This is a genomic window from Pseudomonas sp. JV449 (assembly GCF_032424295.1).
In the GTDB taxonomy this organism is placed as follows: Bacteria; Pseudomonadota; Gammaproteobacteria; order Pseudomonadales; family Pseudomonadaceae; genus Aquipseudomonas; species Aquipseudomonas marginalis.
The window spans coordinates 300,158-323,889 of sequence record NZ_VYKD01000003.1; the positions used below are offsets into that span (position 1 = coordinate 300,158).

Below are 23,732 nucleotides of genomic sequence, written 5' to 3' on the forward strand. Positions count from 1 at the left end.
GTTTTAACATGGCTGAACGTCTGAATAACGACTTCCAGTTCATCGATGTCGGGCGCAAAGATCCGAAGAAGAAACTGTTGCGTCAACGCAAGAAAGAGTTCGTGGAAATCTACGAGCCCTTCAAACCCCAGCATTCGGCCGATCAGGCCCACCGCTGCCTGGGTTGCGGTAACCCGTATTGCGAATGGAAGTGCCCGGTGCACAACTTCATTCCCAACTGGCTCAAGCTGGTGGCCGAGGGCAACATCCTCGCCGCCGCCGAGCTGTCCCACCAGACCAACACCCTGCCGGAAGTTTGCGGCCGGGTGTGCCCGCAGGACCGCCTGTGCGAGGGTGCCTGCACCCTGAACGACGGCTTCGGCGCGGTGACCATCGGTTCGGTGGAGAAGTACATCACCGATACCGCGTTCGCCATGGGCTGGCGTCCGGACATGTCCAAGGTAAAACCGACCGGCAAGCGTGTCGCGATCATCGGTGCGGGCCCGGCGGGCCTGGGCTGTGCCGACGTGCTGGTGCGCGGCGGCGTGACCCCGGTGGTGTTCGACAAGAACCCGGAAATCGGCGGCCTGCTGACCTTCGGCATCCCCGAGTTCAAGCTGGAAAAGACCGTGTTGAGCAATCGCCGCGAAGTCTTCACCGGCATGGGCATCGAGTTCCGCCTGAACACGGAGATCGGCAAAGACGTGACCATGGAGCAACTGCTCGAAGAATACGATGCCGTGTTCATGGGCATGGGCACCTACACCTACATGAAGGGCGGCTTTGCCGGTGAGGACCTGCCGGGCGTTTACGACGCGTTGGACTTCCTGATCGCCAACGTCAACCGCAATCTGGGCTTTGAAAAGTCGCCGGAAGATTTCGTCGACATGAAAGGCAAGAAGGTCGTGGTCCTCGGCGGCGGCGACACCGCGATGGACTGCAACCGTACCTCGATCCGCCAGGGCGCCAAGTCGGTGACCTGTGCGTATCGTCGTGACGAAGCCAACATGCCCGGCTCGCGCAAAGAGGTGAAGAACGCCAAGGAAGAAGGCGTGAAATTCCTCTACAACCGCCAGCCGATCGCCATCGTCGGTGAAGACCGCGTCGAAGGCGTGAAGGTGGTCGAGACCCGTCTCGGCGAACCGGACGCCCGTGGCCGCCGCAGCCCCGAGCCGATCCCGGGCTCCGAAGAGATCATCCCGGCCGACGCCGTGGTCATCGCCTTCGGCTTCCGTCCAAGCCCGGCGCCGTGGTTCGAGCAGTTCGAGATCCAGACCGACAGCCAGGGCCGCGTTGTCGCCCCGGAACAAGGCCAGTACAAGCACCAGACCAGCAACCCGAAAATCTTCGCCGGTGGCGACATGGTGCGCGGCTCTGACCTGGTGGTGACGGCGATCTTCGAAGGCCGCAATGCCGCCGAAGGGATCCTGGACTACCTGCAAGTCTGACCCTGATCCCAGGTTGAAAGGGGATCAAACTGTGGGAGGGGCTTGCTGTGGTGAGCGGGCTTGTCCCGCGCCGGGCTGCGAAGCAGCCCCTTTGATCTGCGGTGAACCCGGGGGGCAAGCCCCCTCACCACAGCTAGCTACCGCGACAAATTGACCCGATAGACAAAAGGCACCGCTCTTGCCGTGCCTTTTGCGTCTCGCTCTGAGAAAATGCCCGCACTTTTTTTGCGGATGCCGACATGACTGCCCTCAAGAACGACCGTTTCCTTCGTGCCCTGCTCAAGCAACCCGTGGACGTCACCCCTGTGTGGATGATGCGCCAGGCCGGTCGCTACCTGCCGGAATACCGCGCCAGTCGCGCCCACGCCGGCGACTTCATGAGCCTGTGCATGAACCCGGAGTTCGCCTGCGAAGTCACGCTGCAGCCACTGGATCGCTACCCGCAACTGGACGCGGCCATCCTCTTCTCCGATATCCTCACCATCCCTGACGCCATGGGCCAAGGCCTGTACTTCGAGACCGGCGAAGGCCCGCGTTTCAAGAAAGTCATCAGCACCCTGGCCGATATCGAAGCCCTGCCGATCCCCGACCCGCACAAAGACCTTGGCTACGTGATGGACGCCGTCAGCACCATCCGCCGCGAGCTGAACGGCCGCGTGCCGCTGATCGGCTTCTCCGGCAGCCCATGGACCCTGGCCACCTATATGGTCGAAGGCGGCTCGTCGAAAGACTTCCGCAAGACCAAGGCCATGCTCTACGACAACCCGCAAGCCATGCACCTGCTGCTGGACAAGCTGGCCCAGTCGGTCACCTCCTACCTCAACGGCCAGATCATGGCCGGTGCGCAAGCCGTGCAGATCTTCGATACCTGGGGCGGCAACCTGTCCGCGGCGGCGTACCAGGAATTCTCCCTGGCCTACATGCGCAAGATCGTCAGCGGCCTGATCCGTGAACACGAAGGCCGCAAAGTGCCGGTCATCCTGTTCACCAAGGGCGGTGGCCTGTGGCTTGAGAGCATCGCCGACGCTGGCGCGGATGCACTGGGCCTGGATTGGACCTGCGATATCGGCGATGCCCGTCGTCGTGTCGGTGACAAGGTCGCGCTGCAAGGCAACATGGACCCGACTGTGCTGTACGCCAAGCCGGAAGCGATCCGCACCGAAGTCGGTCGCATCCTGGCCAGCTACGGCACAGGCAGCGGCCACGTGTTCAACCTCGGCCATGGCATCACTCCGGAAGTGAACCCGGACCATGCGGGTGCGTTCCTGCAGGCCGTGCACGAGCTGTCAGCGCAATACCACCCGTAATATTCCCGCCTGAATCGGATCCCCCTTTGCCTGGCGAAGGGGGATTCGTTGCGTTTCAGCGTTCGTTAAGTCCTGCCTTGGTAGTGTGGGTGCTTTGGGATTTCTCCTACAGCCTCCGGTAACTTGCCTCGGTAAAAATCCTACCCGACTCTTCCTCTCGCCAGTGCATGGCGTTTATTGTCAGGTGATATCAGGATGAACACTTCAGCGTATTCAACGAGCCAGAAACTGCTGCATTGGGTTTCGGCTGTCATTATTGTGTGGGCGTTATTGTCGGGTTTTTTCGTGGCTGTATTCAGCGTGCCCGCCTCGGTCAAGGCGTGGGTGGCGTTCTTCAATGTGTCGCTGACCACTGTCTATATTCCGGTGTTTGTCTTGCGGGTCTATTGTTCCTTTGCCCACGGCCTGGACTTTTCCGTCAAGCGAACACTGCAGGAATACCTGGCGTTGCTGGTTCACAAGGCCATGTACCTGGTGCTCGCCGTGGTGTTGGCGACCGGCGTGCTGATGATGGATCGCCCTATCAATATCTTTAACCTGCTCTCCATCGCCCCCCTCGACAACGACCCGGCCCGCATCGCCCTGTATACCCGTGTGCATGTGCTCTCGTGTGTGGGGTTGCTGCTGATGCTGGTCCTGCATATCGGCGCCGTGGTCATGCATGAGCGCCGAGGCAAGCGGGTGATGGCGCGGATGTCTTTTGAGAAGACATCCGGTGCTGTGCTCGGGGATCAGGGTGTCAGAATTTGTTCTGCAAATCGTGCAACCACATGATCGAAGGCTTGCTGATTACCGAGTTCTATCGCGCGTAATGCAGTCGTAATGGTTTTGAAGTCCTCGTCAGTGGCCTGGGCAACAAATGCCGGATCGAATACGCGCTCTAAGGCATCTTGGCGGCGGTTGTTCAGATAGGCGATATCCAAGGCTAGGACTTCGATCATTTTTGTTGCTGGCGAGTCATTGGTATGTGTCGCTTGGATTTGCCCCGTCAATAGATAGCGGAAGCGCAGTTCACAACCGTCCTCGGTGGGCGAGATATGTTCAGCTTCATCAAACCAATTGCCTTTGACGTGCCCGCAATGCAAAGGCGAACCGGGCTTGGTTTCCCTGATGCAGGAGGCATGAAGGTTTTGGTATTCAAGCGCCAGCTCTTCGAAATGCTCCTGGGGACGGAAGTGTTCGATGTGGCTGGATGCAGCATCAATATCTCTGCCGCAGTAACAACAAAAGCCACCTTGTTCCAGCAATAAGCTGACATGCAGTTCACGTTTTTCGGGATTCTGCAGCGTAGAGTATGTGGGTACCCATTCGTCGTTGATTGAAGCTTTCCACTGACTAAAAGAAGCAGGTTCAGTTCCTTTGAACACTTGTTTCATTTTCCGAGTATCTCCTTGCGGCGAATCAGCGCTTGGGCACCAGCAAATTCGGGTAGGTCTGGCGCTAGTTTTTTAAGTGCTTGGAGCTGGGTTTTGGCCTTTTCCAGTTCGTTATCTTCGATGGTGCTGAATAGTTCGCTTAGAAGTACTTCTACTTTTGGCTCGCGCTCGGAGACACCCATGACTTCTTCAAGGATTCGGCTGGAGTCTAATCCATAAGTAACGCGGGGATGAGAGGGGGATTCATTAGTTAAGAGAATGACTTCTCCTGGCCTGAGACTACCAATAATTTGAGGCGAGTGACTGGCTGCGATGAATTGGATTTTAGGGAATAGTTTTTTCAAAGTCGAAGCTATTGTCCGCTGCCATCCAGGGTGCAAGTGGATGTCCAGTTCGTCGATTATGACAATTCCAGTTGTCTCTTCTAAAACTTTATTTTTTAAGTGTGGATTGAGTAGGCACATTCGCCGGGCTATGTCAGAAACCATTGCCAGCATGCCGCGCTGTCCATCGCTCAAACTGTTAAAAGTTAAGCTTCTATTGTTTTCAAAATGCACCAGTAAGCTGCGAATACCAAGGTCGTACTCAATCCCTTTTGCGTCAGGTAGAGCGTGGGTCAGTGCTGAATTTATCAGTTGGAGCTCGTCATTGAACTTGGGTGATGCTGTGGAACGAGACATTTTCTGAAGGCGTTCTAAGGTTTTTCCAATAAGCCAGCTTTCAAATGTTTCTAGATTTGCAGAGGCATCAAACCAGTCTTTGTAGGCGTCTAGTCTTGAGGGTTGTTGGCGTGCTGCGAATTCAACAGATATATCAGACGAATTCCATCGGCGGTCAGCTCGATAAAAAGCCATGAGCGGGAGATCAACAATTTTTTTTGATGATGGGTTGAGGATATCAATTGAACTGTTGAGTACTGGGATATCAAAGACCTTGAGTTGACCTTCACGTACCAACGATTCATTCCAAGCCGCGCGGCCGAAAGCGGAGCCGACAGCATCCAGTGTCACGGGATATATACGTTCAAACCTATAGCGACCCTCGAACTCTTGGATTTCGAACCTTGCATCTTGGTTTGAGATCTGAAGAGCCGCTCCCCCCAATGACGATGAAAACGAATACAGGCTTGCCGCCACCGCCTGCAACAACGAAGTCTTGCCACTCCCATTAACCCCCACCACCAGGTTAAAACCCGGCTGAAAGTCAAAAGTGGCATCTTCGTAGCAACGAAAATTCTGAATATGAAGCTGGTCCAGGCGCATTCTGGCTTTCCTTTACCAAGACTGACGAATGCCGACAGTGTACCTTGGCCCGCCGGAACCGCCAGAGGTGCAGGCGTTACGCGCTTTTTGCGCTCCCCAACGGCGGCAACTTCGCCAACTTCAACGCCACCAGCAACGCACCCATCAACAGCGCCACGATAAACGCGCCGATGCCGTTCCATCCGCCGAAGTGCCAGAAGAATCCGCCCGCTGTCCCGGCGATGCTTGAGCCTACGTAATAGCAAAACAGATACAGCGACGACGCCTGCCCCTTGGCTTTCACCGCGCGGCGCCCGATCCAGCTGCTGGCCACCGAGTGGGCGCCAAAGAAGCCGAAGGTGAAGATCAGCATGCCCGGCACCACCAGCCACAGTGGGGTGAACAGGGTCAGGGCCATGCCGGCGAGCATCAGCACGATGGTGGCCCAGAGCACGCGGCGGCGGCCGAGGCGGTCGGCCAGGGAGCCGATTTTCGCCGAGCTGTAGATGCCCGAGAGGTACACCAGCGACAGCAGGCCCACCACGGCCTGGCTCAGGTCATACGGGTCGGCCAGCAGGCGATAGCCGATGTAGTTGAACATCGTCACGAACGCGCCCATCAGCAGGAAGGCTTCAAGGAACAGCCACGGCAGGCCGGCATCCTTGAAATGCATGACGAAGCCATCCACCAGGCTGCGGGGCTTTAGGCTGCTGGCGCGGAAGTTGCGCGATTCGGGGAGGATCTTCCAGAACACCGTGGCGGCAATCAACGCCAGGGCGCCGATGATCAGCATTGCGGTGTGCCAGCTGACGAAGTCGATCAGTACACCGATGATCAGGCGCCCGCTCATGCCCCCGATGGCATTGCCGCCGATGTACAGGCCCATGGCCAGGCCGATGTGCTGGGGGTGGATCTCTTCGCTCAGGTACGTCATCGCCACGGCAGCCAGGCCGCTCAAGGACAGGCCCACCAGCGCACGCATCAGCAAAATCCCTTCCCAGGACGGCATCAAGCCGCTGGCGATGGTCGCCAGCGCTGCGCAAAACAACGCGGCGACCATCACCGGCTTGCGGCCCAGGGTGTCGGAAATCGGCCCGGTAATCAGCAAACCCAGCGCCAGCATCGCCGTCGCCACTGAGAGGATCAGGCTGCTTTGTGCCGCATTGATGGAGAACTCGTGGGACAGCGCCGGCATCATCGGCTGCACGCAATACAGCAGGGCGAACGTGGCGAAGCCGCCGGAGAACAGCGCCAGCACCGTGCGCATGAACATCGGCGTGCCTTTTTCGATGTACGCGTCATTGAGCTGCGCCACCACCTCATCCAGGGCGGTGGGCGGGACTTCTTGGGCGAATGGAGCGACAGCAGATTTCACGGAGACCTCGGGGAGGAAAAGCCTGCCAGGACTGGCAATGCAAAAAAGAATATAGCTGGCTAATGATTCTTTCCAATATATTGTTCGACCCGTTTGATAGCTTTTACGACCTAATGAGGCTGGCATGGAACTACGTCACCTGCGGTACTTCATCGCTGTCGCCGAGGAGCTGCACTTTGGCCGCGCCGCGCAGGTGCTGGGGATTTCGCAACCGCCATTGAGCCAGCAGATCCAGGCGCTGGAGCAGGAGGTGGGCGCGCGCTTGTTTGAGCGTACCAATCGTCGGGTCGAGCTGAGCGAGGCCGGGCGCTTGTTCCTGCACGAGGCGCGGCTGGTGCTGGCCCAGGTCGACAAAGCGGCAGACGTGGCCCGCCGTGCGCAGTTGGGGGAACTGGGCGAATTGAAGATTGGCTTCACCTCGTCGGCGCCGTTCAACTCCACGATTCCGCAGGCGATCTTCGCGTTTCGCCAAGCCTTCCCGGCGGTGCACCTGAACCTGCAGGAAATGAGCAGCACCGAAGTGGCCGAGTCGCTGGTGGATGAGTCGATCCAGGTTGGGCTGATGCGTCCGCTGCCGCTGCCGGACTCATTGAGTGTGATCGAGCTGATGCGCGAACCGCTGGTTGCCGTATTAAACGCTGACCACCCCTTAGTGGAGGGCAGTGAGCGTGGCCTGTACCTTGCGCAACTGGCGGAGGAACCCTTTGTATTTTTCCCTCGCACCTACGGCAGTGGCCTGTACGCCCAACTGCTCAACCTGGCCCGTGATGCCGGCTTCAGCCCGCACTTCGCCCAGGAAGCGGGGGAGGCGATGACCATCATCGGGTTGGTGGCGGCGGGCTTGGGCGTGTCGGTGCTGCCGGCGTCGTACCAACGGATACGCATCGATGGCGTGGTCTATCGCACCTTGCTGGATCAGGAGGCGGTGACGGCGGTATGGCTGGTGCAGCGCAAAGGCGCACAAACGCCGATGGCGAAGGCGTTTGTGGAGTTGTTGGTGGTGACCGGGCTAGCCCCAAATCTGACGCTGTGATCTGCCTGAAAAAACGCGGTGATCTTAATGGGGCTGCTACGCAGCCCAACGCTGGCGGTGCGACGATTCGACAAGCCCGCTCGCCACAGAGGTTGTGCCCGGCCTTGGTTTTACTTCGACGTTCCCGTCTGCTCAAACAACTGCGCTGCCGACCCTGCCTCACCACTCACGCCATTGCTGCGCAATCCCGCCATGATGTCGCTGTCCAGGTTGTTCACCCAACGGTTGTAGTTGCGATGGATCTTGCCGTCCTTGTAGCCCAGTTGGCGGCTGTCGCGGTAGGTGATGGCGTAGCTGCTGCGGGTGTAGCGGATGTCGATGGCCGCATAGTACTGGTTGCGCACGGTGATCTCGGCCTGCACCAGCTGCGGGCTCAGGCGTTGCACCGTCCATTCGCGTTTTTGCAGGGCGTTGGCGATCACCGTTTTCATTTTCTCTTCACTGACCTGAGCGTCGGCCGGCAGGTCGTGCTGGGTGTTGAGGATCGGTTTGCTGGTACAGCCGGCGGTGGTCAGCAGGGCCAGGGTGATCAGCGTAGCGCGTAGCAAGGAAGACATTCCGTATTCTCCAATCGATTAAAAGTCAGGACCAGCGGCGGAAGATCAGCGACGTATTGACGCCGCCAAAGGCAAAGTTGTTGTTCATCACGTAGTCGTGATGCATCTCGCGAAATTCACCCTGCAGGTAATCCAGCTCGCCGCAGTGCGGGTCGACGGAGTCCAGGTTGAAGGTGTGCACGTATTGGTCGCGGTTCATCATCTCGATGCTGAACCACGATTCCAGCGCACCGCAGGCGCCCAAGGTGTGGCCGAGGAAGCTTTTCTGCGAGCTGATGGGCATGCGGCTGCCGAACAGGCTGCTGGTGGCCTGGGTCTCGGCGATGTCGCCCTGGTCGGTGGCGGTGCCGTGGCCGTTGACGTAGCCGATGGCGGCAGGCTCCAGGCCCGCATCTTCCAGGGCCAGCTCCATGGCGCGGCGCATGGTTTTCTGTTCCGGGCGCGTGGTGTGCTGGCCGTCGGCATTGCTGCCGAAGCCGACGATCTCGGCATGGATATGCGCACCCCGCGCCAGTGCGTGTTCCAGTTCTTCGAGCACCAGCATGCCGCCGCCTTCGCCGATCACCAGGCCGTCGCGGCCGCTGTCGTAGGGACGTGGGCTGGTCTGCGGCGCATCGTTCTTCAGGCTGGTGGCATACAGCGCGTCGAACACCATGGCTTCGGTGGGGCACAGCTCCTCGGCGCCGCCGGCGAGCATCAACGGCAGGCGGCCGAACTTGATCGCTTCATAGGCATAGCCGATGCCCTGGCTGCCGCTGGTGCACGCGCTGGACGTGGGGATCAGCCGCCCGGTGAGGCCAAAGAAGATGCTGATATTCGCCGCCGTGGTGTGGGGCATCATGCGCACGTAGGAGTTGGCGTTCAGCCCCTCGGCCACCGAGTTCAGCAACATATTGCCGAAGGCCTTGATCTCATCGGTACTGCCGGTGGACGAGCCACAGGCCACGCCCATGCGCCCGTCCTTGATCGACTCGTCACCGAGCAAGCCCGCGTCCTGCAACGCCTGTTCCGCGGCCCACACCGCCAGGCGCGAGACGCGGCCCATGCTGCGCAGCTGCTTGCGCGTCCAATGGGCGGGCACGACGAAATCATCGACCGGCCCGGCCAGGCGCGTGTTCAATTCGGTAAAACGCTCCCACTCGTCCATGCGTCGGATGCCGCTGCGGTTGGCGCGGAAGTTGGCGGCGATGGTGTCCCAGTCGCTGCCCAGGGAGGTCACGCCGGCCATGCCGGTGACGACGACGCGTTTCATCAGCACAGGCCTCCATTCACGGCCAGGACCTGGCGCGTGATATAGCCGGCTTCGGCCGACATGAGGAAATTCACTGCACCGGCGACTTCTTCCGGGGTGCCCATGCGTTGCGCCGGGATCATCTTCATCAGCTCTTCCACCGGTACGTTTTCATCCAGCATGGCGGTGTCGATCAGGCCGGGGGCGACGCAGTTGACGGTGATCCTGCGCTTGCCCAGTTCGATGGCGAGGGCCTTGGCCGCACCGATCAGGCCGGCCTTGGAGGCGCTGTAGTTGACCTGGCCACGGTTGCCGATCAACCCGGAGACCGAGGTGATGCACACGATACGCCCGGCTGCGCGACGACGAATCATCGGCATCATCACCGGGTGCAGCACGTTGTAGAAACCATCCAGGTTGGTGCGCATCACCACGTCCCAATCGTCTTCGGACAGGGCCGGGAAGGCGCCGTCGCGGGTCAGGCCGGCGTTGAGCACCACGCCGTAATAAGCACCGTGTTGCTCAACATCGGCTTCAAGGATCTGCTTGCACGCGGCGCGGTCAGCCACATCGAATTGCAGCACCCGCGCCTGGCGGCCCAGGGCCTCGATCTCGACCTGTACCGCGCAGGCTTCGGCCCGACCGCTGCGGCAATGCAGCACGATGTCATGCCCGGCCTGGGCCAGGCGCAGGGCAATGGCGCGGCCGATGCCACGGCTGGAGCCGGTGACCAGTACGGGTTCAGTCATGGCGTTTCGTCCTTCGATTCATCTAAATAGTTGGCCGCCTGGGGCGGTCGAAATACATTCAAGCGGGCGCTGGCCTGGATACCGCTACCGGTGAGGTGGCATTCGAACACACCCATGCCGTTGTCGTCTTCCAGGGAACGCAGGCCGTGGATGTTCAACTCGGCGCCGGCCGGGAAGTGTTCCACGTTGCACTCGAACTTGCGTGTGCCGAGCAGGAAGCCCAGTTCCACCGCTTCACCCTTTTGACGGGCGCGGCAGCCGGCGTAGGCGGCGACGCTCTGCGCCATCAACTCGATGCCGACCCAGGCCGGCAGGCTGCCGTCAGGGCGGTTGAACAGGCCGCCGGGCTTGACGGTGAGGCGGGTGTGAATCTGCTCTTCATCGAACGACAGTACCTGGTCGATCAGGATCATGTCGCCCGCGTGGGGCAGCAGTTCGGCGAGTGGCCAATCGGTCATGGGGCCTCTCCGATTATCAGGCTGACATTGTTGCCGCCGAAGGCAAACGAGTTGCTCATCAGTCGGGGTTTTTCCAAGGTGTCCCCCGCCTGCGCCCATTGCAGGGCGGGCAGCGCGGGGTCGGCCTGACCATCCCAAACGTGCGGCGGCACCCGGCCGTGGGCCAGGCTCAGCCAGCAGAACGCTGCTTCCAGCGCGCCGGCCGCGCCCAGGGTGTGGCCGCTCATGGGTTTGGTCGACGAGCAGGCCACGCCGTCGGGGAACAGGCTGGCGACGGCGAGGCTCTCCATGGCGTCGTTGTGTTGGGTGGCGGTGCCGTGCAGGTTCAGGTAGCCGATCTGCCCGGGCTGCACTTTTGCGCTGGCCAGTGCCTTGCGCATCGCCTGCAACGCGCCTTTGCCGGTGGGTTCCGGCGCGGAGATATGGTGCGCATCGCAACTCGCACCGCTGCCCAGCAGGGCGATCGCCGCAGGCGCTTTAGTCATCAGGAACAGCACCGCCGCTTCGCCGATATTGATGCCGTTGCGGTTCACCGAAAACGGGTTGCAGCGTTCGTTGGACACCGCTTCCAACGCGCCGAACCCATTGAGGGTCAGCTTGCACAGGCTGTCGACGCCGCCGCAGAGCACCGCGTCGCACACTCCCAGGTCGAGCAGGCGTTGTGCGCTCATCAAGGCCCGGGCGCTGGAGGTGCAGGCGGTGGAAATCACATAGGCCGGGCCGCTCAGTTGTAGCCAGTCGGCGAGAAAATTCGCCGGGGCGCTGAGTTCCTGTTGCTGGTAGTCATAGTCGCTGGGGAAGTGCTGATCGCGCAGGTACTGGGCGATACCGCGGCTGGCTTCGTCGATGCCCGAGGTGCTGGTGCCGAGCACCACCCCGACCCGCGAGGCGCCATAGCGGTGGATCGCCTGGCGAATCTCGCCCTCGATTTGCAACGCCGCCTCCAGCAGCAGTTGGTTATTGCGGCTGCTTTGCTGGCCGAGTTCCACCGGGATGGTCGCCAGCTCGCCGTGCACACTGCCTACCGGCAGCGTGCGCTCCGGCACCCAGCCGCTTTCGGCGCGCATCCCCGAGCAGTCGCCGGCAAACAGGCTGCGACTGACGGCGGCCTGGCCACGGCCAAGGGCGCAAATCACGCCGAGGGCATTGAGGTAGGCGCTCATCGGGCGGCACCGAGCGGCGTGATGCGGTAGCTCAAGGGCTGGCCGCTCATGTTCACACTGAAGACTTCTGACGATTGGTAGACGATCTGCCAATGGCCCGGCAGGGTGCGCGTGAGGTCCATCGCCTGGGCGCCAGGGTAGAGAGCGCGCACGTCATCGGCCGAGGCCAAGGCAAACAACAGTGCGGCAAACAGCTCGCGTGCCTGGGGATTGGGCGGCAGCAGACCGTCGGCCTGCCACTGGCCATCGATCAGTTTTTGCCGGGCCTGGGGAATGCCCAGGGGGTCCATCATCGACCAGCGGATTGCGCTGCCTTCGCGTTGGATCACCAGCAGCCAGTCCTGGCTCTGGCCGTCTGCCAGGCGCTGCACATGCAGCTGTAGCGGCAAGGCCAAGGCCGGGGTTTTTTCAGGCAGCGGCGGCTGGCTGGCGCAGGCGCTCAGCAGCAACAGGCAACCGATCAATAGGCTGCGCATCATGGTGCGGCGCTCGCCAGGGGTTTGCGCGCCACGCAGTTGACCAGGGTTTCCTCACGCTGGCCCACCGGCGGCGGGTTACGCAGGCCCCAGCGCTCCAGCAGGCCGAAGTCGCGGGAACGGCTCCACCACAGGTAGGGGTACGAAACGTTCTGCGGGTCGAACTCAAAGCCCTGCTCGCGGAGCATCTGCAGGTACTCTTCGGCGCTTTTCTGCACATGCATGGGATGGCGGAACAGCCAGCGAATGACCCAGGTGTCGATATAGGCTTCGGTGGATTCGGCAAACAGCAAGTAACCGCCCGGCTTGAGCACCCGGTAGAACTCCTTGAGTGCGCGATGCTGTTCAACCAAGTGATGGAAGGTCTGGTGGCAGAACAGGATGTCGACGCTGGCGTCCGGCACATCGAGGGTGGCGCAGTCACTGCCGATCAATTCGATGGCCAAGCCCTGGCGCGCGGCTTCGGCCTTGCTCAGTTCCAGGCTGTGGGGGTCGGCATCCAGGCCGATCAGGCGCGCGGGGGCAAACGCCTGCTGCAAGTACTGGAATGACTTGCCCTGGCCGCAACCGGCGTCCAGCAGCACCGGCGCCTCGGGCAACGGGTCGGTGAACAGGCTGCGCAGGTCGTTGATTGCCACGCGCAATACATGGTGCTGCCAGGTATGGCTGCGCAGGAACCAGAAGCCGAAGCGGGTTTCTTCGACGTAGTTTTTACTCAGGTATTGAGACGTCATACCGGTTCACTCGCACAAATTTCCGACAACATCCGCAAGCGCCGCTTGGGCTCGCTGACAAACGGGTTGCGTTCGTCCCACGCGTAACCTGCGAGGATCGAACTGATCATCCGGCGAATGTCCGGTGAGCTGCCGGGGTGGAAAATCACATCCTGGAAGGTGCCTGCATACCAGCCCTCGACGTAGCAGCGGAAGGTGTCGACACCGCGCTTGAGCGGCTCGGCAAACTCGGTTTGCCAGTCCACCGTTTCGCCTTTGAGCTGACGATGCAGCACGCCGGCGGCCATGCTCGCCGAGCGCATGGCGATGGTCACGCCGGAGGAGAACACCGGGTCGAGGAATTCCGCCGCATTGCCCAGCAGCGCAAAGCCGGGGCCGTGCAGGGTTTTGACGTTGGCCGAGTAGCCGCCGATGGTGCGCGCGGGGGTATCCCACACAGCGTGACGCAGTACACCGGACAGGCTTGGGGTTTCATCGATAAAACCCCGCAGGCAAGCGTCGAGATCGCTGTCGCGGCCGTCGAAATGCTCCTTGGCCGCGACCACGCCCACCGAGCAGCGACCGTTGCTGAACGGGATGGTCCAGAACCAGATGTCGCGCTTCGTAGGGTGCGTGGTGACCAGGATCTTGGTGCGATCGAAGCCTGGGTGTTCGATGCGGTCTTCAACGTGGGTGAACACCGCCTGGCGCAGCGGGAAATGCGACGGCGCCTCCAGGTCGAGCAGGCGCGGCAGCACGCGGCCGTAGCCGCTGGCATCAAGCACGAACTTGGCCTTGATGTGGTACTCGCTGCCGTTCTCACGGCGCACATGCAGGTAGCGGCACTCACCGGAGAAATCCACGCCGACGATGGTTTCGCCGTAGCGGATGTCGACGCCTTGGTGGGCGGCCTGATCGGCCAGCAACTTGTCGAACTCGCCGCGCTGCACCTGGAAGGTGGTGGGCTTGCCGTTGCTGAAGGTGTCACCGAAATCGAACGCGCTGTAACGCTCGCCCCAGGCAAACGCGGCACCGGTTTTTACCTGGAATCCCGCCGCCTGCACGGCGTCGAGCATGCCGGCTTCCTCGATAAAATCGATGCAGTGCGACAGCAGGCTTTCGCCAATCGAGAAGCGCGGGAAATGCTGGCGTTCGATGATCAATACATCATGCCCTTTGCGTTTGAGCAGTGCGGCGGCAATCGCGCCGGATGGCCCGGCACCAATTACCACGACCTGGCGACGTTCCATTTCAACTATGGGCACGAGGGCTCCTTGCCGCTTTGGCGATAACTACATTCATGAGGCGTGTTTCCGTTGGCCGGCCCAGGGGGCCAGCATAAAGCTGAATGCCAGGCCCAGGCTGACCGACAGGCCGAAATTACTCACTGCCGGGGTACTGGACACCGCCAGCAGGCCGAACGACAACCAGGTCGTCAGCGCTGCCAGCAGCGTCCCTAAAAGGCTGACCGCGGGGCCGCCGATCTGTTCGCGCATCAAAATCGCATAGTCGACACTGATGGCCGTGACCAGCAGCAACCCGAACAGGCTGAACAGGGTCAGCGGCTGGCCCAGCCAACCCAGGCTGGCCAGGCTGCACAGTGCAGCCAGCAACGGCAGGGCGACAATGCGCAAGGCCCCGCCGAAGCCGAACGGCAGGATCAGTAACAGCACGATCAGCACGCACGACATCAACTTCAGTTCGGCGGCGCTGATCTGCGTGTCGGCGAATACACGGTTCAAATCCCCGAGGCGATCCACCAACTGTACGCCGGGCAGGTCCACGGCCTGCACCCGCAGCAGCGCCGGGTTGTTCAAGCCCTGCAGGCTGACCATGGCCGCCACGCCGCCGTCCACCGGGCCCAGCCACAGCGTGCGCCAGGGTTCGGCCAAGGGGCCCACCAGCGCAGCGTCGATGTCTTCGGTGGGCAGCGCTTGCAGTTGCGCGATTTCGGCGTGCAGGGCGTTGGCGGGCACGCCGAGGTCCAACAGAGGCTGCCAGTGTTGTGGGAGTGTGCTCAGGGCATCGCGCAGTTGCTGCTGTTCGGCGGGCAGGCTGACCAGTTGGTTGAGCGCCAGGTAACCCTGGAGCTTGTCCATATTCACCAACTGGTCCAGGCGTTGGCCCAGGGCGGCTTGGCGCTCCAGCAACTGCGGCTGGTTGTCGGCCCGTATCAGGAAAAACTGGCTGGTGGGCTGGAAACCGGTAATGCGCGCCACGGCCTGTGCCTCTTGCAGCAACTGCGGCGGCGCGCCGATCCACTGGCGGATATCGTTTTTGCTGTTCAGCTGCCAAAGGCCGCCGGCGCAGAACAGCAGCACCCACACCAGCAGCACCGGACTGGGCACACGCTTGAGCAAGGCGGCCCGCACCTGCCACAGGCATTCGGCGACGCGCAGCGGCCATTGTGCCGGGCGCAGTTCGACACCCTTGAGCAGTGCCGGCAGCAGGCACACCGCTGACAGGTAGGCGCCGACCAGGCCCGCGGCGGAGAACACCGCGATTTGCGTCAAGGCCGGGAAGGGCGTCCAGGCCAGCGCCAGGTAGCCGATGCAACTGGTGGCCAGGCTCAGGCTCAGCCCTGGCAGCGTCAGGCGCAATGCCGGCCAACTGCGCCAGGGGTTCATGCTCCAGCTTTTCGACAGGTAGTGCAGCGGGTAATCCACCGCGACGCCGATCAGGCTGGAGCCGAGCACCAGGGTCATCACATGCATATGGCCGAACAGCGCCACACAAGCGACGGCACCAAACAGCATGCCCACCAGCACCGGTACAAACGCCAGCAGCACTCGCCCGCGGCGGAACGCCAGCAACAGCAACAGCAGAATGCCGACGGTGGCGCCGCCGCCGACCCAGGTGATTTCCCGCGTGGCCTGCTGCTGGCCATTGGCGGCGTAAAGCAAACCGCTGGCGGCGAGCAATTGCGCGCCGTGTTCGCCGGCCTGCGTGCGGCTGGCCTGGAGCAGATCCGCCACCTGCAGCGGCAGTTTCATGTCGAAGGCATTGCCGGTGGTGCGTGCGCGCAGCAGCACCCAGCTCTTGTCGTCGGCATCGGCGATCAAGGCGCCGCTGCCGATGTCCAGTTGCACCGAGCCGCGTTGCGGCTGGCTGTTCTGGATGCGCCCGGTCAGGCCCAGCCAGTCGTCCTGGCTCGGCACCAGGCTGAAGCCGGTGAAGGGGTCGAACAGCGACTGCACCCGTTGCTGGATGAACGCGTCCGGGTGGTCGATCAGTTGTTCGCGGTCCTTGGCCGAGAGCATCGCCAGGCGTCCGCGCAGCAACTGCTCACGCAGCGCCGGCAGGTCGGCTTGCAGGTTCCATTGCACCTTTTCGAACAAGCCGCTGGCTTGCCAGCGCTCGCCCAATTGCTGGGCCACGGCCACCGCTTGCTGGCGATCGGCGTGTCCCACCAACACCAGCATTTCGCGGTTGAGCGGCTCCTGCATACGCTGTTCGGCTTGCAGTTCCAGGGCGTCCGGCGTACTGCCCGGCACCAGCTCCATCAGGTTGGCCGACAGCGGTGCACCGTGGCGCCACTGCCAGCCGGCCAGGGCCAGCACGGCCACCAGCAGGATCAGGAAGAGTCGGGGCAGCAGGCGCTCACTGGGCAAAGTCGTGTTGCTCCGCGTCGCTCAATGGCTGGCCGGCGCTGCTGTCCTGCATGCGCAGCACGGTGCTGTCGCCCTGGGTTTCCAGCAGTTCGATCTTCTGCACCAACTCACCACCATCGATATTGATCTGGGTGAATACCTGCTTGAGCAGCAGTGAACGCGGGAGCAGCGTGAGCTTCCATTGCCGGGCTTCGCCTTGCAGTTGCAGCTCGAAGTCGCGCTGCAAGCCGCTGCTGTCGCCCTGGAGCACGGCGAGGAACAGACGGTTCTGTTCGGCACCGGCGCTCTTGTTCGGCAGCAGTTGCCAGCCGTTGGCGTCACGCCGGGCGATACCCTGGGCGCTGATGCGGTAGTCCTGTTGCAGCGGGGTTTTCAGCAGCCACAGCAGGCCGTGGTCCTTGGCCAGGACGAAGGTGCCCTTGCTGACCAATGGCTGCGGCAGCGCACGCAGGTGTTTTTCCTGGGTGAAGCTGCCGTGGATCACTGAGGGTTTGGCCAACTGGTCGCTGAGTTGTTGCAGGTCGAAGGCGTGTGCCGCCCCAGAAAAACCAAACAACACCAACACTGTAGGAGCGAGCTTGCTCGCGAAAAACCCGAGAGCGCCGCGGGGTATCAGGAAACCCGCGTTATCGTTGACGATCTTCGCGAGCAAGCTCGCTCCTGCAGAGAACGGGGTCAGCATTTCAGGGCCCTTTCGACGGCGTCGGTGAATACTTTGGGCGAGGCCAGCTGCATCTCGCGGCTGGCGATTTCCACCGCCACCTGCACGGTGCTGGCGCGGGTCAGGCGCTCGCCGCTGGCCAGGTCGGTGATCAGGTAATTGACCTTCAAGCGGTTCTCCCATTCCACCAGGCTGGCGCGCACGTTGATCGTCTGGCCGAACACCGCACCGCGCACATAGCGCAGTTGCATGTCGATCACCGGCCAGGCGTAGCCGGCTTCGAGCATGGCCGTGTAGTTGTGGCCGATCTTGTCCAGCAGCGCGCAGCGTGCGATTTCCAGGTACTTCACGTAATGCCCGTGCCAGACGACGTTCATCGTGTCGACGTCAAAAAACGGCACCAGGATTTCGGTGTCGCTGTGCAGTACGCCAGGGCTACGCATGCAGCCTCCAGTGTTGCTCGGCGATGCGTTGCAGGCACAGGCGCAGTTCGCCTTCGAGGGCACGGTCTTCGATGACCGGCGGGAAGTCCTGGGCCAGCTCTGCATGCATGGCCGCCAGCGCCGGGGGCAACGGGCGTGCGTCGTCGGCCTGGGCGCGCAGCCACACGCCCTGGTTGGCGGCGAGCAGGGTGGCGGCGGCGACCTGTTCGGTCAGCTCCAGCACGCGGATCGCATCGCGGGCGGCGATGGTGCCCATGCTCACCTTGTCCTGGTTGTGGCACTCGGTGGAGCGCGAGAACACGCTGGCCGGCATGGTGTTTTTCAGTGCTTCGGCGGTCCAGGCGCTGGTGCCGATCTGCACCGCCTTGAAGCCGTGGTTGATCATCGCGCGGTCCGCCGGTGCACCGGACAGGTTGCTCGGCAGGCCGTGGTTGTAGCGCACGTCCACCAGCAGGGCGAGCTGGCGGTCGAGCAGGTCGGCGACGTTGGCCACCAGGGTCTTGAGGCTGTCCATGGCAAAGGCGATATGCCCACCGTAGAAATGTCCGCCGTGCAGCACGCGTTCTTCTTCGGCGTCGATGATCGGGTTGTCGTTGGCGCTGTTCAGCTCGATCTCGATAAACGAACGCAGCCAGTTCAGGCTGTCCGCGAGCACGCCGAGGACATGGGGCGCGCAGCGCAGCGAGTAGCGATCCTGCAGGCGATGCAGTGGCGCGGTCGGCGCGTCGATCGCCAGGTCCTCGCGCAGCCAGGCGGCGACTCGCATCTGCCCCGGATGTGGCTTGGCGGCGAACAGACGCTCGTCGAAGTGTTCCGGGTTGCCTTGCAGCGCCACCACGTTCAGCGCCGTGATGCGCGTGGCCAGTTGCAGCAGGTAGTCGGCACGGGCGAAGGCCAGGCAAGCGATGCCGGTCATCACCGCGGTGCCGTTCATCAGCGCCAGGGCCTCTTTGGGGCGCAGGACCAGCGGCTCCCAGCCGAGTTCGCGGTGCACGTCGGCTGCCTGGCGACGCTCGCCACGGAACAGCACTTCGCGCTCGCCGGACAGGGTCGCGGCCACGTAGGACAGCGGCGTCAGGTCACCGCTGGCGCCCACCGAGCCTTCTTCCGGGATCAGTGGCAGCACGTCGTGTTCGAGGAACCCATGCAGGCGCTCCAGCAGTTCCACGCGCACCCCGGAGACACCGTGGCACAGCGACTGCAAGCGCGCCGCCAGCACCGCACGGGTGGCTTGGGCGTCGAGCAACTTGCCCAGGCCGCAACCGTGGAAGGTGTACAGGTGACGGGGCAGGGCCTCGACGTGTTGCAACGGCACCGCGACCACGCAGGAGTCACCGTAGCCGGTGGTTACGCCGTAGATCACGCCTTCCTTGTCCAGCAGCGAGTCGAGGAACTGCGCGCCCTTGGCAATGCGTTGGCGATAGGCGGCATCGCCTTGCAGCTGGGTCGGCACCTGACGGTTGGCCAGGGCCAGCACGTCTTCGATGCGCAGGGGGCATTCGCCAAAGGTTACCGGCTCAAGATGCGTCGTCATCGGTCTTCCAGAAAGGGTAAAAGTTGAACCATTGTTGGGGCGCTTCCAGGCAGAACTGGCCCAGGCGTGCGGCGTAGCGCGCGGTCCACAGGGCGATGACCTGCTCGCGGGTGCTGCGTTTCCATTCGATCAGTTCTGCGAAGGGCTCGATGCTCAGGCGATAGCGGCCCTGGTGTTTCAGGCACATCAGCAGGTTGACCGGGCATTTCAGCAGGCCCGCCAGCAGCCACGGGCCTTGGGGGAAGGCAGCGTCATGGCCGAGGAAGTCCACGCGCACCGTGCGCCCGCCATGCAAGGGCACGCGGTCGCCGGCAATCGCCAGCCACTCGCCGTCGTCCAGGCGCTGGCTGAGCAGCAGCATGGTGGCCGGGTCCAGCTCGCTGACCTGGATCAGGCGCAAGTGGGTGGCACCGGCTTCGCCCAGCAGACGGTTGAAACGTTCGGCGTGCTTGGTATGCACCAGCACGTTCATGGTGACCTGTTCGCCGATTTCCGCCAGCGCGCGGCACACTTCGAGGTTGCCCAGGTGAGCGCCCACCAGCATCTGCCCGCGCCCACCACGCAGTTGCCCGCGCAGTTTCGCCGGGTCGTTGATCTCGATCTGTTCCAGGCGCAGCTTGCCGTTCCACACGTCGAGTTTGTCGAGCAGGGCATCGGCAAAGGCCATGAACTGGGCGAAGACTCTGCGCTGGCTGGGGCGCAGTTCATCGCGCCCGCTCCAGTCGGCCAGGCGCTGCTGGTATTGCCAGGCGCTCTGGCGCGCGGTGCGGCCGAACAGGAAGAAGTACAACACGATGCCGTACAGCACCGGGCTCAGCAGGCGGCGGCCGAGGACCTTGGCGGCGAGGGCGGTGAATTTCATCAGCCAGTAGCTGCCGCGCTCTTCGCGGTCAGCCCAATGCTTGGTGCTGTCGCTCATGCCTGCCACCGTCGCCACAGGATCAGCGGTGCACGCACCAACATGCCGAAGAACAGTCGGGTGTGCATGGCGCTGATGCGTACGTTGTCGCGGAACAGGCGGAAGTGCGACAGGCCGTCGGCGGGGTAATGCACCTGGGTCGGCAGCCAGCGCATCGGCAGGTTACGCCAGGCCAGGCGCACCAGGATGTCGGAGTCGAAGTCCATGTGCGTGCCGATATAGGCCGAGTCCATCAGCGCCAGCACCGGTGCCAGCGGGTACACGCGAAAGCCGCACATCGAGTCGCGGATCTGCAGCGACAGGGTGTTGATCCACACCCACACGTGGGTCAGGTAACGCGCATACAAACGGCCCTTGGGCACGCTTTCGTCGTATTCGGGATAGCCGCAGATGATTGCGTTGGGCTGCCTGCGGGACGCGTCGATAAACGTCTCGACTTCGCGCAGGTCGTGCTGGCCGTCGGCGTCGACCTGCAAGGCGTGGCTGAAGCCCAGGCGCGCCGCTTCGCGAAAGCCTGCCATCACTGCGCCGCCCTTGCCCTGATTGGTCGGCAGGGTGAGCAGGGTGACATTGTCCAGCCGCGCCAGTTGCGCCAACACCGCTGCGCAGGCCGGGCTGCTGCCATCGTCCACCAACAGGCACGGCAGGCCACTGTTCAACAGGCTGTGAACCACGGCGGGCACGGCGGCTTCGTGGTTGTAGACCGGGATCAGGGCGCAGGGGTTATGCATGGTGTCCCTCACCGTCTGGTAAATAACCTGTGGCGAGCCGGCTTGTTGTAGTGAGCCGGCTTGTTGTGGTGAGCGGGCTTGTTGTGGTGAGCGGGCTTGCCCCGCGTTGGGCCGCGGAGCGGCCCCAGTAAGGTAACCGAGGCGTGTCAGACAGACCTCCGGCGCAGGTTTTGGGGCCGCTACGCGGCCCAACGCGGGGCAAGCCCGCTCGCCACAGGATGCCCGTTAACCATACCAAGCCCGCTCGCCACAGAAGCTTATGCATGGGCGGCTTCCAATTGGATGCGGCCGCTGGAACAGGCCGCGACGCCGTTGCGGTAGGCGAAATACAACTTGCCGCGTTCCTGGTCGAAGCGCAGGTGCAGTTCGATACGGTCGCCGGGGCGCACCAGTTGCTGAAACTTGAGCACTTCCATGCCGGCAAAGGTCGACGGCAGATCGAGCAGTTGTTGGCCGAGGTTGAACGCCCACTCCACCTGGACCACCCCGGGCAATACCGGAGTGACCGGGAAGTGGCCGCTGAAATAGGCCAGGTCCGGCGGCACGCTCAGTTGCAAGGTCCATTCGCCATCGACTTCGACTTGCTCCAGCACTTCCGACGCCTTGGGCCGGGGCGCCAGCAGCAGCGCGGCCACATCGGCCTGGGGCAGTTTGCCCTGGGCATTCAGCGGCAGCTGGCGCAGCAGCCGCCAGCGACGTGGCAGCGCCAGGGCTTCGCAATGCTGGCTCAAATGGTGGCGCAGGGTCTGGGTGACAGTCCGTCGGCCCTGGTTGCGCAAGGCGTGCAGGCCGTCGGCACTGAGCACCACCAGCGCGCCGAGTGATGCGCGGTTTTCCTGCACCACCCCCAGGCGCGTTTCGGCGACCCACGGGTGGGCCATCAGCGCCTGCTCGAGCATGGGCAGCGAGATGCGTTTTTCTTCCAGCTTGACGATACGGTCCAGGCGCCCGAGCAGCTCGAAGCGACCATCGGCATGGATGCGCGCCGCGTCAGCGGTTTGTTCTATGTGCCCGACGGGCAAGTACGGCGAGGCGATGCGCAGGGCACCGTCGGCGTCCTGGCTCAGGTGTACATCGGCGAACGGCTGCCAGGGTTGCGCACCCTGGCGCCAGGCGATGCCGCCGGTTTCCGAGCTGCCGAGGATCTCGGTCGGCCATTGCTGCAAGCGCTCGTAAAGACTGCCGGCCGCCTCGATGGGCAGGGCGCCACCCGACGAAAATACCCGCGATACCTGGCTCAGCGCCGGCCAATCGAGGTTGTCGCCCATGCGCTTGAGCAGCGCCGGGCTGGCGACCCAGGCGAATTGCGGGTGTTCGCGGCTGGCGCGTTGCATGTCTTCCGGAAACGCCAGCTGGCGGCGCACAAAGCTGCGACCGGCGCACAGCGGCCACAGCACACGGAACAGCAAACCGTAGATGTGCTGGGTGGCGACACTGCCGATGATGCAGGCGTCTTTCAGGTCGGCGCCCCACAGGGCTTCCAGGGCCTGGACTTCATTGGCGAGCTGGCGCAGGGTCTTGTCGATACGCTTGGGTTCGCCGCTGGAGCCGGAGGTGCACAGGCTCAGTTGGCAGGTGTCCAGGTCGAGGGCGGCCGGGCTCAACGGTGCTTGATACAGCGCGTCCAGGTCTGCCGCTTCAGTCAGCCAGGCGTCGACAACCGCGTCCCAGCGTTGGCGGGTCTGGGGTTGCAGATCGGCGGGCAGCAGCACGCTGGCCCCGGCGCGCCAGGCGCCCAGCAGTGCAATCGCCAGCAGGCCGGCGTCTTCCAGGTGCAGGGCCAGGCGCTGTATGCCACGGGCTTGCAACCCGGCGGCCAGGCTCAGGGAGTGTTCCCACAGCTGGGCGTGATTCATCGCAGGTTCGGTAGTCACCAAACGCTGTTCCAGCGGCTCGAGCAACAGATGCTCAAGATTCAACCCATTCATACGCGGCCTCGAACCCTTTGTCGTACCAGCCATTCCACGGCAAACAACAGCCCCATCAGCCCGTAGGCGATCAAGCCGTTGTACAACGTCCACCAGCTCAACGGCGCCCATAGGGTGAGGGCGGCGGCGAACAGGCCATTACACAGAAAAAACACGCACCACACCACGGTGACCTGGCGCGTATACACAATCGCGTGAGGCGGCAGCACCGGGTCGGTCATGCGCGCCAGACGCTCCACCATCGGCGGGCCGTATTTCAGGCTCAGGCCGAACAGCGCCAACATGAACGCACTGACCAGGCTCGGGTACCAGCGCAACAGGTGCGGGTTGTCGAACCAGGCCAGGGCCAGGCAAAACACGACCACCGCCAACGCCATCCAGCGGCTGCCGGGGCGCGCCGCACCCGTGACCGCGCGCAGCAGCCACAGGCTGCCCAGCAGCAGGCCGAATTGCCAGGGCGCAAAGTGCTCGGTGCCGTAATACACCGCAAACGGGTACAGCAGCCCCGCCAATAACAGGCCAAGGCCGATCAGCCGGCTCATGCGGCAGGCTGGACCAGACGGTACACCGCCTCAACCACGTCGTTGACGGTGCGCACGGCCTTGAACTCTTCGGCGGCGATCTTCTTGCCGGTCTGGCGCTTGATATGGTCGATCAGGTCCACGGCATCGATGCTGTCGATCTCCAGGTCCTGATACAGGTTGGCGTCGAGGGTGACGCGCTCCGGGGGCAGTTCAAACAGTTCCACCAAGGCATCGCGCAGGGTGTTGAAAATATCGTCACGAGTTTGCATGGTCCG

24 protein-coding genes are annotated in these 23,732 nt (G+C 62.8%); 4 read left to right on the forward strand and 20 right to left on the reverse strand.

Features of this window, described 5'->3' with window-relative positions; translation table 11 throughout:
- Positions 1–8: 8 nt before the first annotated feature.
- From F6S08_RS02775 to F6S08_RS02785, 3 genes are all read left to right on the forward strand, one after another.
- Positions 9–1,427, forward strand: a complete 1,419-nt coding sequence (locus tag F6S08_RS02775) for an FAD-dependent oxidoreductase (protein WP_053140574.1) — start codon at positions 9–11, stop codon at positions 1,425–1,427.
- Between the two features lie 239 nt (positions 1,428–1,666).
- Positions 1,667–2,734, forward strand: coding sequence for a uroporphyrinogen decarboxylase (hemE, locus tag F6S08_RS02780; protein WP_065925707.1), 1,068 nt, complete (start codon positions 1,667–1,669; stop codon positions 2,732–2,734).
- A 195-nt stretch (positions 2,735–2,929) separates the two neighbouring features.
- Positions 2,930–3,508: a cytochrome b/b6 domain-containing protein gene (locus tag F6S08_RS02785; protein WP_065946652.1), complete on the forward strand. Its 579-nt coding sequence runs from the start codon at positions 2,930–2,932 to the stop codon at positions 3,506–3,508.
- Here F6S08_RS02785 and F6S08_RS02790 read toward each other — a convergent pair.
- The 3 genes from F6S08_RS02790 to F6S08_RS02800 form a co-directional block, all read right to left on the reverse strand.
- A complete protein-coding gene (locus F6S08_RS02790) occupies positions 3,466–4,110 on the reverse strand; it encodes a retron system putative HNH endonuclease (protein WP_083221129.1) in 645 nt (214 codons plus the stop codon). The genes F6S08_RS02785 and F6S08_RS02790 overlap by 43 nt on opposite strands.
- Positions 4,107–5,372, reverse strand: coding sequence for an AAA family ATPase (locus F6S08_RS02795; RefSeq protein WP_065946651.1), 1,266 nt, complete (start codon positions 5,370–5,372; stop codon positions 4,107–4,109). Before F6S08_RS02795 ends, F6S08_RS02790 begins: the two co-directional genes overlap by 4 nt.
- A gap of 76 nt (positions 5,373–5,448) precedes the next feature.
- Positions 5,449–6,678, reverse strand: coding sequence for an MFS transporter (locus F6S08_RS02800; protein ID WP_409999752.1), 1,230 nt, complete (start codon positions 6,676–6,678; stop codon positions 5,449–5,451).
- A gap of 172 nt (positions 6,679–6,850) precedes the next feature.
- Here F6S08_RS02800 and F6S08_RS02805 point away from each other — a divergent pair, with 172 nt between their 5' ends.
- A complete protein-coding gene (locus F6S08_RS02805; RefSeq protein WP_074848497.1) occupies positions 6,851–7,759 on the forward strand; it encodes a LysR family transcriptional regulator in 909 nt (302 codons plus the stop codon).
- A 110-nt stretch (positions 7,760–7,869) separates the two neighbouring features.
- On the opposite strand, the gene F6S08_RS02810 is transcribed toward F6S08_RS02805, so the two are convergent.
- From F6S08_RS02810 to F6S08_RS02890, 17 genes are all read right to left on the reverse strand, one after another.
- Positions 7,870–8,316 carry a hypothetical protein gene (locus tag F6S08_RS02810; RefSeq protein ID WP_315871250.1) on the reverse strand — a complete coding sequence of 149 codons (447 nt, stop codon included), beginning with the start codon at positions 8,314–8,316 and terminating at the stop codon, positions 7,870–7,872.
- A gap of 25 nt (positions 8,317–8,341) precedes the next feature.
- Positions 8,342–9,568, reverse strand: coding sequence for a beta-ketoacyl-ACP synthase (locus F6S08_RS02815; protein WP_065925702.1), 1,227 nt, complete (start codon positions 9,566–9,568; stop codon positions 8,342–8,344).
- Positions 9,568–10,296, reverse strand: coding sequence for a 3-oxoacyl-ACP reductase FabG (fabG, locus tag F6S08_RS02820; protein ID WP_065925701.1), 729 nt, complete (start codon positions 10,294–10,296; stop codon positions 9,568–9,570). The genes F6S08_RS02815 and fabG overlap by 1 nt, the downstream gene beginning before the upstream one ends.
- Positions 10,293–10,754 (reverse strand): hotdog family protein, encoded by a 462-nt coding sequence (locus tag F6S08_RS02825; protein ID WP_065940800.1) that lies wholly within the window; start codon positions 10,752–10,754, stop codon positions 10,293–10,295. The genes fabG and F6S08_RS02825 overlap by 4 nt, the downstream gene beginning before the upstream one ends.
- On the reverse strand, positions 10,751–11,917 hold the full coding sequence (locus F6S08_RS02830; RefSeq protein ID WP_065925700.1) for a beta-ketoacyl-[acyl-carrier-protein] synthase family protein: 1,167 nt from the start codon (positions 11,915–11,917) through the stop codon (positions 10,751–10,753). Before F6S08_RS02830 ends, F6S08_RS02825 begins: the two co-directional genes overlap by 4 nt.
- Positions 11,914–12,396, reverse strand: a complete 483-nt coding sequence (locus tag F6S08_RS02835) for a hypothetical protein (RefSeq protein ID WP_074848499.1) — start codon at positions 12,394–12,396, stop codon at positions 11,914–11,916. Before F6S08_RS02835 ends, F6S08_RS02830 begins: the two co-directional genes overlap by 4 nt.
- Positions 12,393–13,127 carry a class I SAM-dependent methyltransferase gene (locus tag F6S08_RS02840; RefSeq protein WP_074848501.1) on the reverse strand — a complete coding sequence of 245 codons (735 nt, stop codon included), beginning with the start codon at positions 13,125–13,127 and terminating at the stop codon, positions 12,393–12,395. Before F6S08_RS02840 ends, F6S08_RS02835 begins: the two co-directional genes overlap by 4 nt.
- Positions 13,124–14,371: an NAD(P)/FAD-dependent oxidoreductase gene (locus F6S08_RS02845; protein WP_315871251.1), complete on the reverse strand. Its 1,248-nt coding sequence runs from the start codon at positions 14,369–14,371 to the stop codon at positions 13,124–13,126. Before F6S08_RS02845 ends, F6S08_RS02840 begins: the two co-directional genes overlap by 4 nt.
- Before the next feature lie 33 nt (positions 14,372–14,404).
- A complete protein-coding gene (locus tag F6S08_RS02850; RefSeq protein ID WP_315871252.1) occupies positions 14,405–16,717 on the reverse strand; it encodes an MMPL family transporter in 2,313 nt (770 codons plus the stop codon).
- Positions 16,707–17,399 carry an outer membrane lipoprotein carrier protein LolA gene (locus tag F6S08_RS02855; protein ID WP_315871253.1) on the reverse strand — a complete coding sequence of 231 codons (693 nt, stop codon included), beginning with the start codon at positions 17,397–17,399 and terminating at the stop codon, positions 16,707–16,709. The genes F6S08_RS02850 and F6S08_RS02855 overlap by 11 nt, the downstream gene beginning before the upstream one ends.
- On the reverse strand, positions 17,393–17,821 hold the full coding sequence (locus F6S08_RS02860; RefSeq protein WP_065925694.1) for an acyl-CoA thioesterase: 429 nt from the start codon (positions 17,819–17,821) through the stop codon (positions 17,393–17,395). The genes F6S08_RS02855 and F6S08_RS02860 overlap by 7 nt, the downstream gene beginning before the upstream one ends.
- Positions 17,814–19,355: an aromatic amino acid ammonia-lyase gene (locus F6S08_RS02865; RefSeq protein WP_315871254.1), complete on the reverse strand. Its 1,542-nt coding sequence runs from the start codon at positions 19,353–19,355 to the stop codon at positions 17,814–17,816. The genes F6S08_RS02860 and F6S08_RS02865 overlap by 8 nt, the downstream gene beginning before the upstream one ends.
- Positions 19,339–20,274 carry a glycosyl transferase gene (locus tag F6S08_RS02870; RefSeq protein ID WP_065946643.1) on the reverse strand — a complete coding sequence of 312 codons (936 nt, stop codon included), beginning with the start codon at positions 20,272–20,274 and terminating at the stop codon, positions 19,339–19,341. Before F6S08_RS02870 ends, F6S08_RS02865 begins: the two co-directional genes overlap by 17 nt.
- Positions 20,271–21,005 carry a glycosyltransferase family 2 protein gene (locus F6S08_RS02875; protein ID WP_315871255.1) on the reverse strand — a complete coding sequence of 245 codons (735 nt, stop codon included), beginning with the start codon at positions 21,003–21,005 and terminating at the stop codon, positions 20,271–20,273. Before F6S08_RS02875 ends, F6S08_RS02870 begins: the two co-directional genes overlap by 4 nt.
- A 257-nt stretch (positions 21,006–21,262) precedes the next feature.
- Positions 21,263–22,933: an AMP-binding protein gene (locus F6S08_RS02880; RefSeq protein ID WP_315871256.1), complete on the reverse strand. Its 1,671-nt coding sequence runs from the start codon at positions 22,931–22,933 to the stop codon at positions 21,263–21,265.
- Positions 22,930–23,475 (reverse strand): hypothetical protein, encoded by a 546-nt coding sequence (locus tag F6S08_RS02885; RefSeq protein ID WP_315871257.1) that lies wholly within the window; start codon positions 23,473–23,475, stop codon positions 22,930–22,932. Before F6S08_RS02885 ends, F6S08_RS02880 begins: the two co-directional genes overlap by 4 nt.
- On the reverse strand, positions 23,472–23,726 hold the full coding sequence (locus F6S08_RS02890; protein ID WP_003187949.1) for an acyl carrier protein: 255 nt from the start codon (positions 23,724–23,726) through the stop codon (positions 23,472–23,474). Before F6S08_RS02890 ends, F6S08_RS02885 begins: the two co-directional genes overlap by 4 nt.
- Positions 23,727–23,732 lie beyond the last annotated feature (6 nt).